Origin of the sequence: Confluentibacter flavum, from assembly GCF_002843175.1 — a bacterium.
Classification (GTDB): Bacteria; Bacteroidota; Bacteroidia; order Flavobacteriales; family Flavobacteriaceae; genus Confluentibacter; species Confluentibacter flavum.
Genome location: NZ_PJEO01000050.1, coordinates 85,071 through 101,825, shown reverse-complemented (window position 1 = coordinate 101,825; position 16,755 = coordinate 85,071). Strand labels below are relative to the sequence as shown.

The 16,755-nt window shown below is 33.1% G+C and carries 16 protein-coding genes and 1 tRNA gene; 11 read left to right on the top strand and 6 right to left on the bottom strand.

What is annotated here, in order from left to right; all coding sequences use genetic code 11:
• Positions 1–53: 53 nt before the first annotated feature.
• Positions 54–1,133, bottom strand: a complete 1,080-nt coding sequence (locus CSW08_RS13425; protein WP_106660382.1) for a phosphotransferase enzyme family protein — start codon at positions 1,131–1,133, stop codon at positions 54–56.
• A 1-nt stretch (position 1,134) separates the two neighbouring features.
• The gene (locus tag CSW08_RS13420) at positions 1,135–2,043 is read right to left on the bottom strand and encodes a sugar phosphate nucleotidyltransferase (protein ID WP_203226896.1); all 909 of its coding nucleotides are present in this window, start codon (positions 2,041–2,043) and stop codon (positions 1,135–1,137) included.
• A 158-nt stretch (positions 2,044–2,201) separates the two neighbouring features.
• Between CSW08_RS13420 and CSW08_RS13415 the strand changes: the two genes are divergently transcribed.
• Entirely contained in the window at positions 2,202–3,248 is a 1,047-nt protein-coding gene (locus CSW08_RS13415) for a substrate-binding domain-containing protein (RefSeq protein WP_106660381.1), read from the top strand.
• Here the strand turns inward: CSW08_RS13415 and CSW08_RS13410 are convergent.
• The 3 genes from CSW08_RS13410 to CSW08_RS18135 all read right to left on the bottom strand — a co-directional run bounded on the left by CSW08_RS13410 (position 3,245) and on the right by CSW08_RS18135 (position 4,971).
• Positions 3,245–3,898 (bottom strand): sugar-binding protein, encoded by a 654-nt coding sequence (locus CSW08_RS13410; protein WP_106660380.1) that lies wholly within the window; start codon positions 3,896–3,898, stop codon positions 3,245–3,247. The genes CSW08_RS13415 and CSW08_RS13410 overlap by 4 nt on opposite strands.
• Before the next feature lie 857 nt (positions 3,899–4,755).
• Positions 4,756–4,837, bottom strand: a tRNA-Leu gene (locus CSW08_RS13405).
• On the bottom strand, positions 4,816–4,971 hold the full coding sequence (locus CSW08_RS18135; RefSeq protein WP_157831486.1) for a hypothetical protein: 156 nt from the start codon (positions 4,969–4,971) through the stop codon (positions 4,816–4,818). Before CSW08_RS18135 ends, CSW08_RS13405 begins: the two co-directional genes overlap by 22 nt.
• A gap of 41 nt (positions 4,972–5,012) precedes the next feature.
• On the opposite strand from CSW08_RS18135, the gene CSW08_RS13400 reads away from it, so the two are divergent.
• From CSW08_RS13400 to CSW08_RS13375, 6 genes are all read left to right on the top strand, one after another.
• Positions 5,013–6,401: a dipeptidase gene (locus tag CSW08_RS13400; protein WP_106660379.1), complete on the top strand. Its 1,389-nt coding sequence runs from the start codon at positions 5,013–5,015 to the stop codon at positions 6,399–6,401.
• A gap of 124 nt (positions 6,402–6,525) precedes the next feature.
• The gene (locus tag CSW08_RS13395; RefSeq protein ID WP_106660378.1) at positions 6,526–7,389 is read left to right on the top strand and encodes a DMT family transporter; all 864 of its coding nucleotides are present in this window, start codon (positions 6,526–6,528) and stop codon (positions 7,387–7,389) included.
• A 252-nt stretch (positions 7,390–7,641) separates the two neighbouring features.
• Positions 7,642–8,007, top strand: a complete 366-nt coding sequence (locus CSW08_RS13390) for a BlaI/MecI/CopY family transcriptional regulator (RefSeq protein ID WP_106660377.1) — start codon at positions 7,642–7,644, stop codon at positions 8,005–8,007.
• A 2-nt stretch (positions 8,008–8,009) separates the two neighbouring features.
• Complete coding sequence (locus CSW08_RS13385; RefSeq protein ID WP_106660376.1) at positions 8,010–10,118, top strand: M56 family metallopeptidase; 2,109 nt, start codon at positions 8,010–8,012, stop codon at positions 10,116–10,118.
• Positions 10,119–10,233: 115 nt separating this feature from the next.
• Positions 10,234–11,334, top strand: coding sequence for a DUF4407 domain-containing protein (locus tag CSW08_RS13380; RefSeq protein ID WP_106660375.1), 1,101 nt, complete (start codon positions 10,234–10,236; stop codon positions 11,332–11,334).
• Positions 11,335–11,414: 80 nt separating this feature from the next.
• The gene (locus CSW08_RS13375) at positions 11,415–11,843 is read left to right on the top strand and encodes a Cif family virulence factor (protein ID WP_106660374.1); all 429 of its coding nucleotides are present in this window, start codon (positions 11,415–11,417) and stop codon (positions 11,841–11,843) included.
• 6 nt (positions 11,844–11,849) lie between these two features.
• Here the strand turns inward: CSW08_RS13375 and CSW08_RS13370 are convergent, their stop codons facing one another.
• Positions 11,850–12,854, bottom strand: coding sequence for a PorP/SprF family type IX secretion system membrane protein (locus CSW08_RS13370; protein ID WP_106660373.1), 1,005 nt, complete (start codon positions 12,852–12,854; stop codon positions 11,850–11,852).
• Positions 12,855–13,016: 162 nt separating this feature from the next.
• Here CSW08_RS13370 and CSW08_RS13365 point away from each other — a divergent pair, with 162 nt between their 5' ends.
• From CSW08_RS13365 to CSW08_RS13350, 4 genes are all read left to right on the top strand, one after another.
• Positions 13,017–13,919: a NifU family protein gene (locus tag CSW08_RS13365; protein ID WP_106660372.1), complete on the top strand. Its 903-nt coding sequence runs from the start codon at positions 13,017–13,019 to the stop codon at positions 13,917–13,919.
• Between the two features lie 53 nt (positions 13,920–13,972).
• Positions 13,973–14,173 (top strand): dodecin family protein, encoded by a 201-nt coding sequence (locus tag CSW08_RS13360; protein ID WP_106660371.1) that lies wholly within the window; start codon positions 13,973–13,975, stop codon positions 14,171–14,173.
• Positions 14,174–14,244: 71 nt separating this feature from the next.
• Positions 14,245–16,356 (top strand): thioredoxin domain-containing protein, encoded by a 2,112-nt coding sequence (locus CSW08_RS13355; RefSeq protein ID WP_394337036.1) that lies wholly within the window; start codon positions 14,245–14,247, stop codon positions 16,354–16,356.
• The gene (locus tag CSW08_RS13350) at positions 16,353–16,715 is read left to right on the top strand and encodes a DUF1304 domain-containing protein (protein WP_106660369.1); all 363 of its coding nucleotides are present in this window, start codon (positions 16,353–16,355) and stop codon (positions 16,713–16,715) included. Before CSW08_RS13355 ends, CSW08_RS13350 begins: the two co-directional genes overlap by 4 nt.
• Positions 16,716–16,755: the final 40 nt, after the last annotated feature.

The window sequence follows — 16,755 nt, the reverse complement described above, 5'->3', positions numbered from 1 at the left end:
CGGTTATATGGCTAGCTATAAAATCAACCCCCTGTGATTACATAATTTTTCATTTACAGTTCATTTTCTATTTGTGACATCTTTTGAGACATACTCTGTAACAGCTTAAACTGATTTTTAGCTCGATCTAAATTATGATTGGGATATTTTATTTTATAATACACATCATTATTTAAATAATCCGTTAAAAACCGCAAAGCCATAATGAATATCATGGTCTTTGCTCCCAATGGAAGGTATTTCAACTCTATAGGTGTCAATGAAGATTTCATTTTTTTTAGAAATCCCTTTGTGTATGCCTTATAATATTTAAGGTTGAACTCCACTAAATCTAGATTGGTTTCATCCTCAGCGGCTGTGTTGCAAATGGTTCGAATAGCATCCCCAAAATCATAATGCACTATTCCTGGCATGATTGTATCTGTATCAATCACACAAAGTCCTTTACTTTTTTCATTAAAAAGACTGTTAGATATTTTGGTATCGTTATGAGTAACTCGTATTTTTATCGCCCCAGACTCTTTCAAACTTTGAAGAATGTGCATTTCAGCCTTTAAACCCTCAACTAATAAAATCTGTTCTTTTACAATACCACGTCGTTCATTTGAAGCTATTCTCAAAGCATCTTCAAATTGCATATAACGAAATGACATATCATGGAATTTAGGAATGACTTCTATCAATTTTGACACATCAAAGTCATTGGTGAGAGTTAAAAATTGCCCTAACAAACATCCTCCCTCATAGGCAATCCGTTCATCTTTTACTGTTTCAAAAGACACACTTTTGTCAATAAAGTACATTAGGTTCCAGTAATTACCGTCATCACCCCGAAAGTAAAATGCTCCTGCTTTCGTTTTGGCAAAAGCCAATACACGGCGTTTCAGTTTTTTCTTAGGTAGGTCTTTTAACTTTCTTCTAATATGTTGACTAATGGCAACCTTGTTTTCAATAAGTCCTGGTACATCTTTAAAAACTTCATGGTTTATACGCTGTAATACAAAATAGGGTTTATGATTTGTTTTTATTAAATAAGAATCATTGATATGACCAGAAGCTAATTCTTGATAGGATTCGAACTCCCCTTCGTGCTGGAACTGATTGAATATAATTTTAAGTTTCTCTATTGACATATTACCAAAGATTGCGTGGATAAACCTTATTTTTTTTCAACATTCCAATGGCTTTTTCAACTATTTCCTTATCTTCTTGATAAGTAACCCCAAACCATTTTGCATTCGACTTTAGCACTTCAACAGTAGCCATGTTCGATTTCAATATCTCCTTTACTATTGAAGGAATGTAAAATTCGGCTTTTAAATTTTCTTTGTTTGCTTCTAAAAACGTTTCAAACAACCTGCTCCCAAATTCAAAACATTTCGGCGTAAAGCCCCAGAAATTCATTGAAACTACGGAGTTCTCATCTATTGGGATAAGGTCACCCTCGTCATTTTCTCGCATTATCTTGCCATTAATTCTTTCAATATGGGTGCGCTCGGTCACATCTATCAAAAACCCTGTTTCACTGACTTGGCATTCGCCTCTTGATACGAACCCATAATCTGACAACGTGTTTTTCAACAAATATGCCATGGTATTAAAATTATATGAATTCACATCCATTTCCGAGAGCGATTTCGCCATAATTTCAAAAGCCTCTTTACCATAAAAATCGTCTGCATTGATAATAGCAAAGTTTTCACTTACCGCATCTTTTGCCATTAAAAGGGCATGCCCTGTACCCCAAGGTCTAGTTCTTTCTGGATTTACATATTTATTGGGTACACAATCAAGCTCTTGATACACGTATACAATCTCAGCTTTACCTTCCAGTTTTTTATTGAAAATTTTCTTGAACTCGTTTTCAAAACTCTTGCGTATTATAAAAACAAATTTTCCAAATCCTGCACTTAGGGCATCATACAGTGAGAAATCAATAATTGTATCACCTTCAGGTGTAAAAGAATCGATTTGTTTCAACCCACCATATCGGCTTCCCATACCTGCTGCTAATATGACAAGTGTTGGTTTTTTAAGCATCATTTTTCACTTTAATTAAAAACTTAGGCATTTGAATTACCTTCGATCACCCATCATTTTTTTTCAAATATAAATAAATTATTTTATAAATGTGTACGAACACAAAAAAATGTTATCGAACACATTAACGGTTTTTAAATTAGTTTTATATATTTGTTGGTATGAAAAAAAAATACACTATACGCGATATTGCGGAATTGGCGGGGGTTTCTAAAGGTACGGTTGATAGGGTAATACATAACCGGGGTAAAGTTTCAAAAAAAGCCCTTGAAAGAATAACCAAATTGCTTACTGAGATTGATTATGAACCGAATCTTATTGCAAGAAACCTAAAGAACAACAAGGTATATGATATTTGTGTATTAATGCCAGATCCAGAAGTAGACCCTTATTGGAGTCCTTGTACCGATGGAATAAAAAACGCCATTATTGAATTGAAAGCCTTTGGCGTAAATATACTGACGGTACTGTTCAATCCCCAATGCACCAAATCGTTTTTAAATGAAAATGAAAACATTCAAATCATGTTGCCGGATGCTGTTGTACTAGTTCCTCTATTTAATAAAGAATCATTGTTTGTATTGGAAAAATATGAAGAATTAGGTATTATCGTATCAACTTTTAACAATCGCATTAATTCTGCAACAATCAATAAATTCGTTGGACAGGATCTATTTCAAAGTGGCAGGATTGCAGCAAAATTATTGTATGGTTTAAGAAAATCAGAGGGCGACTTTGTGATTATACATATTGACGAAAAATACAAAAACGCCATACACATGCAAGAAAAGGAAAAGGGGTTCAAAAGTTTTTTTGATGAATCCCTGAAATTTAAAAATAAAATATTGACCTGTAAATTAAAACATCCAAATTTTGAATCTCAGTTTAACTTGTTTTTAAATGAGCATAAATATTTAACTGGAATTTTTGTTACTACTTCTAAAGTCTATCAAGTTGCCGAAATAATCAAAAATAGAACGCAACATAACATTTCTATTGTTGGATATGATTTATTACCTGAAAATGTAGCTCATTTAAAGGAAGGAACTATTGACTTCTTGATACACCAAAATCCCAAACAACAAGCCTACCTCGCATTAAAATACTTAGTGGATTTTTTGCTTTTCGAAAAAGAAATCCCAAATGAATTGCTCCTGCCCATAGATATTATAAATTCGGAAAATGTAGAGCCTTTTATGGGCAATTAAAAATTTTCCAATTTGAATATTCCAAAAGAAGATGCTACATGAAAATTAGGGGTCTCCGTATTTGGGTCAACCCATGTTATCCAAGTAGGTATATATTTCCCGTTTTCCTGTTTATTATATTTTGCTCTAAAAACTCCAGTCTCAATTATACCAGATTTTATCAAACCAAGCTTGAGAAGTGAACTAATACTAATGGCTCCTACAACCATAAAACCAGTTTTATTAATTGACGATTTTACCTCAATGTCCTTAACAGGCCAATTCCAATTAAAATCAAACTTATTATTTGGTCTGGCCTTGAAGTCCAATATCCTTGTTGTTGGATCTATTTCTAAACAATAATATGGATTTAAGCTGTTATCCGACCTAAAGAACAATTCTACGCGATCAGAATTGTTAATGCTCTCAATGGTATCATTTGTAGTATCAATATATACTTCTGGGTCCTCAACTTCAAAATTAAAAAAGAGTGTTTCAGTATCCCACAAGGATCTAAATACTATTTTATCTACTTTTTGTGAATTCCATGGAGAAGTAAAATCTACCAATTCATGAGCGGTCTCCCATATAACACTTAACCCCTCTTCTTTTATATTCAATAGTCCCTTACCAATACGTTTAATGATATATATATTTTTTGTGTTCTGCATGAATGATTTAAAATAAATGTCTACTAAGTTTATTTACAGCTATTTTGTTCATAAATCTAGTTTTTGTAGTGATGATTTTATAAAAAACAATTTGTCCTATACTAAATGTAATCTATTTTTGGCCTGAAGACCAATAACTATTGTAAATTGATTAAAAATGTATCTTTTACTGGATTTGGAAATTTCAAATATTAACATGACCACTCCTACGCTTCGAAATTAAAATCATTTAATTCTTAATCATTATTCCAATCTTATAAATTCGAATTTACTAAACTTAATTCAAAATTACTTCCATAAAGAACACTAAACCTTGATACTGCAGAATGTTGACAACCAAATTATGAAAATTGCGTATAAAAGATTGATTTAAAGCCCTTTTTTGAATTATAATTCTTAAGATAATGTATTACTCAACCCTTAAATGTGGGCTCTCTTTTCAACTATAGTTTTAACAAAATTTATGAGAGCAATTTAAATCCAATGAGGATTAATATAAATGCTATAGAACCAATCTATTTTTAATCATCCAATTATGTGCATTAGTTATATCAATAAATTCCTTTTTCTTTTGTTGCTCTAATCTTTTTGTTTGAGTTTTCTAAAAACATCAATTCTCCAATGAAATATTTTTCTCACTCTAATTTAAGCCAATAGGACTAAACAAAAGTAATATGAGTAATAGGAAAACTATTACTTTCAATATTTTTATATAGATTACTATTAAAAGATATCAAATAAGCACAAATTAAAAAATGAACAGCAAAATCGTAAAATGTTGTACCTATGTTGTACCTGTGTAAAAAAGAAGGCTGTTTTTTGAAATAAAAAAGCCGAAGAAAACCTTCGGCTTTTTGTACGGGCGGGGAGACTCGAACTCCCACACCTCGCGGCACCAGATCCTAAGTCTGGCGTGTCTACCAATTCCACCACGCCCGCATTTTAAAATTTTTTTGTCCTTTTGCTTGGCTAAGTCCTAAGTCTAGCGTGTCTACCAATTCCACCACGCCCGCAAAAGGACTGCAAATATAATCAAGATTTTTAAATGGCAAACTTCTAAGATTAAAAAACATTCTTTTTTTATACTTTTGGAAAAATCATTTTTAAACACGCCATGAACCATATTCAATCTTATATTAAAGAACACAAAGACCGATTTTTAAGCGAACTTATTGAACTTCTTAAAATACCTTCCATAAGTGCAGATTCTGCCTATAAGGCAGATATTTTAAAAACTGCCGAAGCTGTAAAAATAAGTTTAGAAAAAGCAGGTTGCAATATTGTTGAGTTATGTGAAACGGAAGGCAATCCTATTGTGTATGGCGAAAAAATTATTGATGTCAACTTACCTACGGTTTTAGTTTACGGTCATTATGATGTGCAACCTGCAGACCCTCTGGATTTATGGGATTCACCCCCTTTTGAACCTGTAATTAAAACAACCGATTTGCACCCAGATGGTGCTATTTTTGCAAGAGGTTCTTGTGATGATAAAGGACAAATGTACATGCATGTAAAGGCTTTGGAATTTATGGTGCAAACCAACCAATTACCATGCAATGTGAAATTTATGATTGAAGGAGAAGAAGAAGTGGGAAGTCGGAATCTGACCGTTTTTGTTAAAAAAAATCAAGAAAAACTAAAGAATGACGTTATACTTATTTCCGATACAGGCATGATTGCCAATGATATTCCTTCCATCACCACGGGTTTACGCGGAATTAGTTATGTGGAAGTTGAAGTTACCGGTCCCAATCGCGATTTACATTCGGGTTTGTATGGTGGAGCCGTCGCAAACCCCATTAATATTCTAGCGAAAATGATTGCATCGCTTCATGATGACAATAACCATATTACCATCCCTGGGTTTTATGATAAGGTTGAAGAGTTATCACAAGAGGAGCGTGCCGACATGGCAAAAGCACCTTTCAATTTAGAAGACTATAAAAAAGCCTTAGATATTGAAGGCGTTTATGGAGAATCTGGCTATACCACCAACGAGCGAAATGCCATTAGGCCTACTCTAGATGTGAATGGCATTTGGGGCGGTTACACAGGCGAAGGTTCTAAAACCGTCATTGCCAGTAAGGCGCATGCTAAAATATCCATGCGATTGGTACCACATCAAGATTGGCTAGAAATTACTGAATTATTTACCAAACATTTCACCAGCATTGCTCCAGAAGGTGTGAAGGTAAACGTAAAACCGCATCATGGCGGACAAGGTTACGTCACACCTATTGATAGTATTGGCTACCAAGCGGCAAGCAAAGCTTATCAAGTTACCTTTGGTAAAACACCTATCCCCCAACGCAGTGGCGGTAGTATTCCTATTGTGTCGCTTTTCGAGCAAGAATTAAAAAGCAAAACCATTTTAATGGGTTTTGGTTTGGACAGCGATGCCATCCATTCACCAAACGAACACTTCGGGATTTTTAACTATTTAAAAGGCATTGAAACCATTCCCTTGTTTTATAAGTATTTTACGGAGCTATCTAAATAATTTTGGTGTTACCCAAATGGGGTCGCGCTTTACACTATATCTTTTCATTCTGTCATTCCTGCGAAAGCCGGAATCCATAAAAAAGGATGTCGTTTCAATCGCTAATACTTACTAAGAATACTAGATGAAAAACCAACATACCAAAAACCTTATCTTTCTTTTCATAGCCACATTATTTGGTAGTACTTCTGGTCCTTTAGGCAAATTTATAGACTTACCGCCTCCGGTGATTATTTGGTGTCGGTGCATTGTGGGCGGCTTGTTTTTATATGGTTTTTGTTACTTCAAAAAGGTAAACCTAAAAGTTTATTCGAAAAGGGATTTTTTAACCATTCTGGTAAGCGCTTTGTTTTTTGGTGCCCACTGGATTACGTATTTCTACGCCCTTAAATTATCGAATGTTGCCATTGGCATGCTCTCGTTGTTTACCTACCCCATGATTACCGCTCTTATTGAACCTCTTTTTATTAAGGTAAAGTTCGACCCCATGTATATTGTTTTGAGTCTTATGGTATTACTTGGCCTCTATATTTTAGCCCCTGAATTTAATCTTGAAAATGCTCATATTGGTGCTATTTTGTTTGGTGTATTATCTGCACTCTTATATTCCATTAGAAATATTATTTCCAAAAAATTAACCAGCCATTATTCTGGCACTAGTATTATGTTTTATCAAATTTCCATACTAAGTGTATTATTGCTTCCATCCTTATTTTTCATGGATATATCAAATATCACAAACCAAATTCCTTATGTAGTCATGTTAGGATTGTTACCAACGGCTATTGGTCATACAATGCTAGTGAGCAGCTTTAAACACTTCTCAGTAAGTACGGCGAGTATTATTACCAGTATTACGCCAATTTTTGGAATCATTTTGGCCTTTATTTTTTTAAATGAAACCCCCAACCTCAAGACATTTATTGGTGGCTCGCTGATTTTAGCAACGGTTGTTATTGAGAGTATTCGTTCCCGAAACAATCCGTGATTAGTGATTAGTGATTAGTGATTAGTGATTAGTGATTAGTGATTAGTGAAAATAATAGTTCCCAAAATAATTGTTTTTGCATTCAAGCAATATTTTCAATAAGTGAAACTTAGCAGGAGTTAGGAAGTCTCCATACAATTTCTATTGAAAATCCCTAATTATTACATTACAATTAAAATTATTTTTACTCTACACTTGTAGAATTAAAATATTTGTTCTATGTTTGTAGAACACAATCTAATTTTGTAGAAAATGCAATTATCAAAAACCGAAGAAGAATTAATGAATTACCTCTGGAAGCTAGAAAAAGCGTTTATGAAAGACCTGCTTGAGGCCTATCCAGAACCCAAGCCAGCAACCACAACCGTGGCAACACTTTTAAAACGTATGACCGACAAAGGGTTTATTGATTACAATTTATATGGAAATTCACGGGAATATTATCCGCTGGTTAAAAAAAAAGACTATTTCTCTAAACATGTAAACGGCCTAATAAAGAACTTTTTTAACGATAGCGCCTCTCAATTCGCCTCGTTTTTTACCAAAGAAACCAATTTAACCAAGGAAGAATTAGAGGATTTAAAAACGCTTATAGATAAAGAACTCAAAAACAAATAGATATGGAATTCTATGTTTTAAAATCGGGCATCTGTTTAGCAATCTTTTATACCTTTTATAAGCTGGTATTAGAAAAAGAAAGCTTTCATGTTTTCAAACGTTTCTATTTATTGGTTTCGGCAGTTTTAGCATTCGTTATTCCGTTAATAACCTTTACAGAATATATTGAACCTACAGCACAAAAATTTCCTTTAACTTTTTCAGATGCTCCAATAACTAATACCATTATAGAAGTCCAGCCCATAAACTATGTTCCTATTATTCTTTGGGCTATTTACGGAATGGGCGTATTACTTTTCAGCATCAAGTTTTTTAAAAATCTAGCGCAACTTTTTTATAAAATTAAACACAATACGAAAGTTAAAATCCACCAATTTACACATGTACTATTGCAGGATTTAATTGTGCCACATACCTTTTTCGATTACATTTTTTTAAACAAACAAAAATTTGAAACACATCAAATTCCCAAAGAAGTCTTGTTACATGAAGAAACCCACGCCAAACAAAAACACAGTTTAGATGTGCTGTTTATTGAAATCCTGCACATCCTATTTTGGTTCAACCCGTTAATCTATTTCATAAAGCACAGCATCAAATTAAATCATGAGTTTTTAGCAGACAACGCCGTTTTAAAACAAGGTATAGACTCATCAACTTACCAAAACATCTTATTGGCATTCTCATCTCCCGATAGCAATCGGGATGCTACAGAACTACCATTGGCAAACGCCCTTAATTATTCATCAATCAAAAAACGATTCACAGTTATGAAAACACACACATCCAAACAAGCTTTTTGGCTTCGCAGCCTCATTTTATTACCACTACTAGCTATATTGATTTATAGTTTTAGTGAAAAGAACGTTATTGAAAAATCCGTACAAATAAATGGTTCAACTGCCAAATCACAAACCATACAAAAAAGTATAAGCCAAATTACAATTACATTAAACAAAAAAGCTGAAGTTACACTGAATGATGAAACATTTCATTATGCAGATCTTTACAAAAAATTAAATGCGTTAACAAATGGCTTGTCAGAAGATGTCAAGAGTAATATCATCGTTAATTTAAAAGTAGAAAGTGGTACAAATGGACTTTACACGTCTTATGTAAAAGAATTTATTAGATTAATTGGTATATCAAAAATAACTCTTAACAGTTCTTCAAAAATTCAAGAAACAGTTCCACAGGAAATAAATAAGGCTTTTAGAATGGTTTTTTATCTAGATACCGATAATTTAACGGCATTCGGATTATGGTTAGACACAAATGATTTGAGAGATGAAATGAATCTTAGGTACTTTAAAAAGCTAAAAAACCTTACGGAAATAGAAATTGTTGTTAGAAATGGTACATCGGAAAAAACGATATCTGAAGTTGAAAAAATCTTAATGGAATATGGAGAAGTTAATCTAAAATTTACGGACGGTGAACCTTGGCTTAATAAAAATAAACAGAAAGCCGCTCCAAAAGAGATAGAAGAATATAACAACTTAGTTAAAAAATTTAACTCAAATCCAGAAGGTGAACGTATACTTAAAGTAAAGGACAAAAATCGTATCGTGGTCATCTACGGCTTAATGACTATGAAGCAAAAAAATGAAAATGAACTATTTCCTGATTTTACAACGATATTACTTCCACCTCAACCACATCAACAAAAAGCTACTCTTGAAGAAATTGAAGAATACACTAATATTGTTAGAAAAAATAATTTTCGTTTACATGATGAAAGTACTAAAAGGCAAAGTGATATTGACTTCATAGCAAATGTATATAATAAAATGAATAAAGAACAAAGAGTCAGTGCAGAGCCGTTTCCCAATATAATACCTCCACCAATGCCACCAAAACCTCTTGAGCCAGAAAACCCATCTCAAGAATTACTTCAATTAAAAAAAGAATATAATGAGGAAGCAAATGCCTATGCTGAAATAGTAAAAATTTATTTTAATGAGAAAAAAGAAAGTCTTGCAGAACTTTGGAAAATTCGCGAATCCACAATGGTTCTTTATATAAAATATTCAGCTTTAGCTAAAAAAGAATTGGATTCTTCGAAAGATTTGAAAAAACAAGATGTTCCACGCCCACCAGCAAAAAATTAAAATCTTAAAAAATAAACCCACAGTCAAGTCTAGACCTTGACTATTTTTTTACCCATCATGTAACATTTAGCATACTTTAACGTTCTAACAGTCAATCAATCAAATCACAAACGTTATGTTAAAGCAATTCTTCATTATTTGCTCTGGTGCCGATACCGATATTTTAGAAAGCTGTTCTAAAGGCGAACAAAATAAATACGCCGGCATTGGCGCTACCGTGTTCTTTACAGCCGTTATGGCTTTTATAGCAGCCAGTTATGCGCTTTATACAGTTTTTGATAATCTGTATTCATCCATTTTTTTCGGACTTATTTGGGGATTTCTCATTTTTAATTTAGACCGCTTTATTGTGTCTACCATTAAAAAAACAGGGAACTTTATGGATGAATTCATTCAAGCCACACCACGAATTATTCTGGCAGTTATTATAGCTATTGTTATTGCAAAACCTTTGGAACTTAAAATTTTTGAAAAGGAAATCAACCAAGTATTGTTAGAACAAAAAAACGACTTAACACTCGCCAATAAAAATCAGATTGCCGAACAATTCACGCCAACCATTACGGGTTTGGATGACAATATTAAATCCCTTCAACAGCAAATTGATGCTAAAGAAGCTGAAGTGAATGCTTTGTATGATACCTACATTGCCGAAGCCGAAGGGACCGCAGGCACAAAACTATTGGGCAAAGGGCCTGTTTATAAAGAAAAACGTGATAAACACGATGCCTTATTAACAGAATTGCAGCAATTAAAAGCTGAAAACAAATTAAAAATGGCCGCTTATGAAACTCAAATAAGCGATTTAAAAAGCAATTACGATATTGAAGTGCAAAACACACAGCCCATCATCAATAATTTTGATGGTTTAATGGCTCGTGTTAATGCTTTAAGTGAATTGCCTTGGCTCCCCTCGTTCTTTATATTTCTATTGTTTTTAGCCATTGAAACGTCTCCAATTTTCGCAAAACTGTTATCGCCTAAAAGTGCTTACGATTTTAAATTGGAAGACCAAGAAACCGCCATTAAAACAAACGTGCTTCAAAACAAAAACCAACGGGAAGCCATGTTGAAAACAGATTATGCCATAAACGACCGCATCTACTCCGATATAGAAAACGAGGACGAACTATACACCTATAAGCGTAAAAAAGCCAGGGAACTTATGCAGCTTCAAGCCGATGCGTTCTTTAAACAACAAAAAAATGTTTTGTGATAGTTATTAAATTAATCGATGTCGTAAAGCTTTGATATTTAGATTTTACTATTTTTACCTCTATAATATTAAAATTAAGTATGAAAAAGTTTTTACTACTATTCTTTATTTTATCATGTTACAATAGTAATGCCCAAACGGAAGAGAAAGATAAAAAGGATATTCTTGGTGTTCTAAAAGACCAAAGAATGGCTTGGTCTAAAGATGATATAGAAGGCTATATGGAAGTTTTTTGGAAAAACGATTCACTCAAAATCTATGGCTCCAATGGTATTACACATGGTTGGGACAATACCTTCGAGAAATACAGAAGAAGCTATCCAGATAAAGACCACACAGGTATATTAAGTTATAAAATAAATGATGTTTCTAAAATTAGTGATGACAACTATTATGTTTTGGGTGAATATCACATAAAACGAAACGCAGGGAATATCGATGATTTTTTTATGTTACTTTTTAGGAAAATTGATAATGAATGGAAAATTATTGTTTATACCTCCTACTAATAATTTTTAATTTACGGCAGGACAATTACAATCGTATCGTACCTTTTTACAATTAAAGTTATACCCTAGAGTTAATTGATGAAACCCACCATTAGTAAACACAACCGAATTGGTTTGATATGTATAGGTATAAGCAAACATAAACTGATCGTAATTTACCCCTATAATTGGGGTTATATTTTGCAATTTTTGACTATCAATGGCTCCAGAATTTGTTAGATATTGCGCACCATCTAAACTTTGACGGTAAGATAAGCCGCCCCAAAGACTTCCAAATTGCGTTGTTTTATAAGCTTTGGCGTTTATATCTATAGAAGACTCTTGTGTGCCTTCTTTATATTGAAACATTAAAGAAGGTTCATATGTCCAATCGCTTCCATATTTTCCAAAAACATATCCTGCAGATAGTAAATAACGTCTTAAATTACTGGTGATCTCAATATCGTTATTGATTCCTGAGTTTTTCAGAAGATTCTTTACGGTTCCATGTGCATAGAAATCTAAATAATTATACGAAAAACCAAAATCCATGTTAAGATTTGTTTCACTTTGTACAACGCCATCAATTATAGGATCGAAACCATCTTGCGGAAATGATGTTTCATCTAATTTATATTGAATAAACCCAACACTTAAGCCAAACGATAACATGTTTAAATCTACTTCAGACCTAGAAAACATCAGGTGATGCGCATACGTTACATAAGCCCCAGTTTGCGAATGGTATCCATTCTTATCAGTATATAAAATACCTCCAATAGCAGATGGCGTATCCCCGATTCTACCATTCATACTTAAGGTTAAAAGTTTTGGTGCATCTTCATGACCAAACCATTGTTGGCGACCAGTTAAGCGCACCTTTGCACAATTTGCTGCCCCAGCCATAGAAGGGTGGATTAAATAATAATTATCTGTTAAATAGTCTGCATAAATAGGCAACCCTTCCTGGGCCTGGATTTTAAGAGTCCCCAAAAGGGTTATAATTAAAATGAAACAATATGTAGACTTCATAAACTATTGTTAAGTAGGTTTTATATATATGTCAATGTTTTGATTATAAGTAAATTATAATATAAAATTCAACTATTCTTCATGCCTTCAAAAGTGCAACAAAACCCAAATATATACATAACTATAGTTTTCTTTTAGTATTTTTACAAAAAAAAAGCTAAAATGAATACTTTTACCGTTTCAATACAGGAAACCTCGAATAAAGCTATCATCAAATTTGAACTTAATCAGTTCATTACCAAAAACCAAAGTTTTGAATTCAACAATATAGATGAAGCAAAGCAATCGCCATTAGCACAGCAATTATTTTATTTGCCCTTTGTAAAAAAGGTGTATATCGCAGGAAATTTTATTGCTATAGAACGATACAATATTGTAGAGTGGGAAGATGTACAGGATGAAATCGCAGAACAAATAAGCGATTATTTAAATGATGGGGGCATTATTATTGAAGAAACCGCCGTTTCTAAAAAAGTACCTATTACAGTGTATGCAGAAAGTACCCCGAACCCTGCTGTTATGAAGTTTGTTGCCAATAAAAAATTAGTTACAGCTTTATTTGAATTTACTTCTATTGATAAAGCAAAACTGTCTCCATTAGCTACAGAATTGTTCCATTTTGCGTTTGTAAAAAATGTTTTTCTTGATGAAAATTATATATCGATAACAAAATATGATATAGCCGAATGGCAAGAGATTACAGTACAATTACGCGAATTTATAAAAAATTATATCGAACAAGGAAAAGATATTGTTTTACCTGGAGCTGCAGAAAGTTTGCAGAAATCGACCAAACAAATAGATGACCATTTTGAATCGCTTGATGATACCTCCAAAGAGATCATAAACATTCTTGAAGAATATGTAAAACCAGCTGTTGCCAGTGATGGTGGAAACATTCAGTTTATTTCTTATGATGCCGATACCAAAAATGTAAGTGTGCTACTTCAAGGTGCCTGTAGTGGTTGTCCATCTTCAACATATACTTTAAAAAGCGGTATTGAAAATATGCTAAAAGAAATGCTAAAAGACAAAGTGGAAACAGTTGAAGCCATAAACGGCTAACTCAGTTTATTTTCTTATATTTAGAGTTATTAATTATTTTAAAAAACTAAACTATGTCCGTATTAAAAATTATTGAAGTATTATCGAATTCAGACAAAAGTTGGGAAGATGCCGCAAGAAAAGCAGTTACCCACGCCTCAAAAAGTGTTAAAAACATACGCTCTGTTTATTTGAAAGAACAAAGTGCCAGTGTTGTAAATGGAAACATCACAGAATTTAGAGTCAATGTAAAAATCACTTTTGAAGTTGAATAAACCTCAACAATGTTAAAACTAAAACCTTAGCGTTCATATCTGAACGCTTTTTTTCTACATCAATTCTTAAAATGAAAAAAACGCTTACTCTATTGTTACTATTGCCCATTATACTTTTCAGCTGTAAAAGTGAAACTTCAAAAGACATGACACATCTATACACAAACGACCTTATACATGAAACTAGTCCGTACTTATTACAGCACGCGCACAACCCTGTAAACTGGAATGCATGGAATGATAAAACATTAGCGAAAGCAAAAACTGAAAAAAAACTTTTATTGATTAGTGTTGGCTATGCAGCATGCCATTGGTGCCACGTTATGGAACATGAAAGTTTTGAAGATAGTTTAGTAGCGCAGGTTATGAACAAAGATTTCATCAATGTAAAAGTGGACAGGGAAGAACGCCCTGATGTTGACCAAATTTATATGAGTGCCGTACAACTTATGACTGGCAGTGGTGGTTGGCCTTTAAACGTAATAGCATTACCTGACGGCAGACCAGTTTGGGGAGGTACTTACTTTAAAAAAGAACAATGGATTGACATTTTAAATCAGATTTCAAAACTTTATGTTGAGAATCCAGACAAACTATATGAATATGCAGACAAACTATCCCAAGGCATTAAGTCGTTGGACGTTGTTAGTTTAAATACCGACGAGCCCGTTTTTGAAACTGCTTTTATAGATGATGCACTAAAAAATTGGTCGAAAAATTTCGACCATACAAATGGCGGTATGAATCAAGCTCCAAAATTTATGATGCCAAGCAATTACCATTTTCTGCTGAGGCAAGCTTACCAAAACAATGACAAAGACCTCCAGGAGTTTGTGAATGTAACACTTACCCAAATCGCGTATGGCGGGATTTATGATCATCTTGGTGGTGGTTTTTCAAGATATTCGGTTGATGAAAAATGGCATGTGCCCCACTTTGAAAAAATGCTATATGATAATGCCCAATTGGTCAGTTTATATGCAGACGCCTATCTGATAACAAAAAACCCACTTTATAAAAAAGTTATTACGGAAACCTTAGAGTATATAGAAAATGATATGACTGCTAGTAATGGTGCGTTCTATTCCTCGCTTGACGCCGATAGTAATACCCCAGAAGGAAAACTTGAAGAAGGGGCTTTTTATGTTTGGACCAAAAACGAATTAAAAACACTTCTTAAAGAAGATTTTGATTTGTTTTTAGAATATTATAACATCAATGATTATGGACTTTGGGAACATGACAATTATGTTCTAATCCGTAAAGATGATGATGCTTCCATTATTAAGAAATTTCAAATAAACGAAAAACAATTAGCAGAAAAAAAACAGCAATGGAAAACGGTTCTTTTAAATGTTCGAAACAAAAGAGACAAACCGCGTTTGGATGATAAAACACTAACCTCTTGGAACGCCTTGATGCTTAAAGGTTATGTAGATGCTTATAGAGTATTAGGCGACAAAAGCTTTTTGGAGGCTGCTGAAAAAAATGCCAACTTTATAATCAGCAACCAACTTCGTGAAGATGGTGGTTTGAACCATAATTATAAAGACGGAAAAAGCACCATAAACGGTTATCTTGAAGACTATGCTGCCACTATTGAGGCTTTTATTTCTCTTTACGAAAACACTTTAAATGAAACTTGGTTAACAACAGCAAGAGATTTAGCTAATTATACCTTTGATCATTTTTTTGATGACTCTAGCAAAATGTTTTATTTCACCTCCAATAGTGACGCATCCTTAGTATCTAGAAGTATTGAATACCGAGACAATGTTATTCCTGCAAGTAATTCCATTATGGCTAAAAATTTATTTAAATTATCACATTATTTTGATAATGAGCATTTCTCAAAATCAGCCATGACCATGCTAAACAATGTAAAACCAGAAATGAAGGAATACCCATCTGGTTATTCCAATTGGTTGGATTTAATGTTAAATTATACCAATCCGTTTTATGAAGTCGCCATAGTAGGTAAAGACGCCAAACAAAAAATAACGGATTTAAATAAACATTATATTCCCAATAAATTAATTGCTGCAAGTACTACGGAAAATAATTTACCTTTGTTGGAAAACAGATACAACCCACAAGAAACGTTCATTTACGTATGTGTGAACAAAGCTTGTAAATTACCTGTTAAAGACGTTGGTAAAGCTTTAGAATTTTTAAAAGAATGAGTTTTTTAAGCATGTTTTTAATACTACTTGTTGCTTTAGAACATGTATACTTTTTAATATTAGAAATGTTTTTTTGGACAAAACCAAAAGGGATAAAAGCATTTAGATTGAAGTCTAAACAATTTGCAGAAGACACCAAAGTTTTGGCTGCAAATCAAGGATTATATAATGGTTTTTTATCAGCTGGATTGGTTTTTTCAATCGTAGAAAACGATATTAAAATCGCCTTGTTTTTTCTTTCTTGTGTTACCATTGCTGGTATTTACGGTGCCTATTCCACCAAACAAATCAAACTATTCTATATTCAATCGATTCCAGCAATTCTTGCTATGGTTTCCCTATTTATTAACATTATTTAACTTTTTGGTTTCCCATTTTTAATAAGAAAATTGTATCATG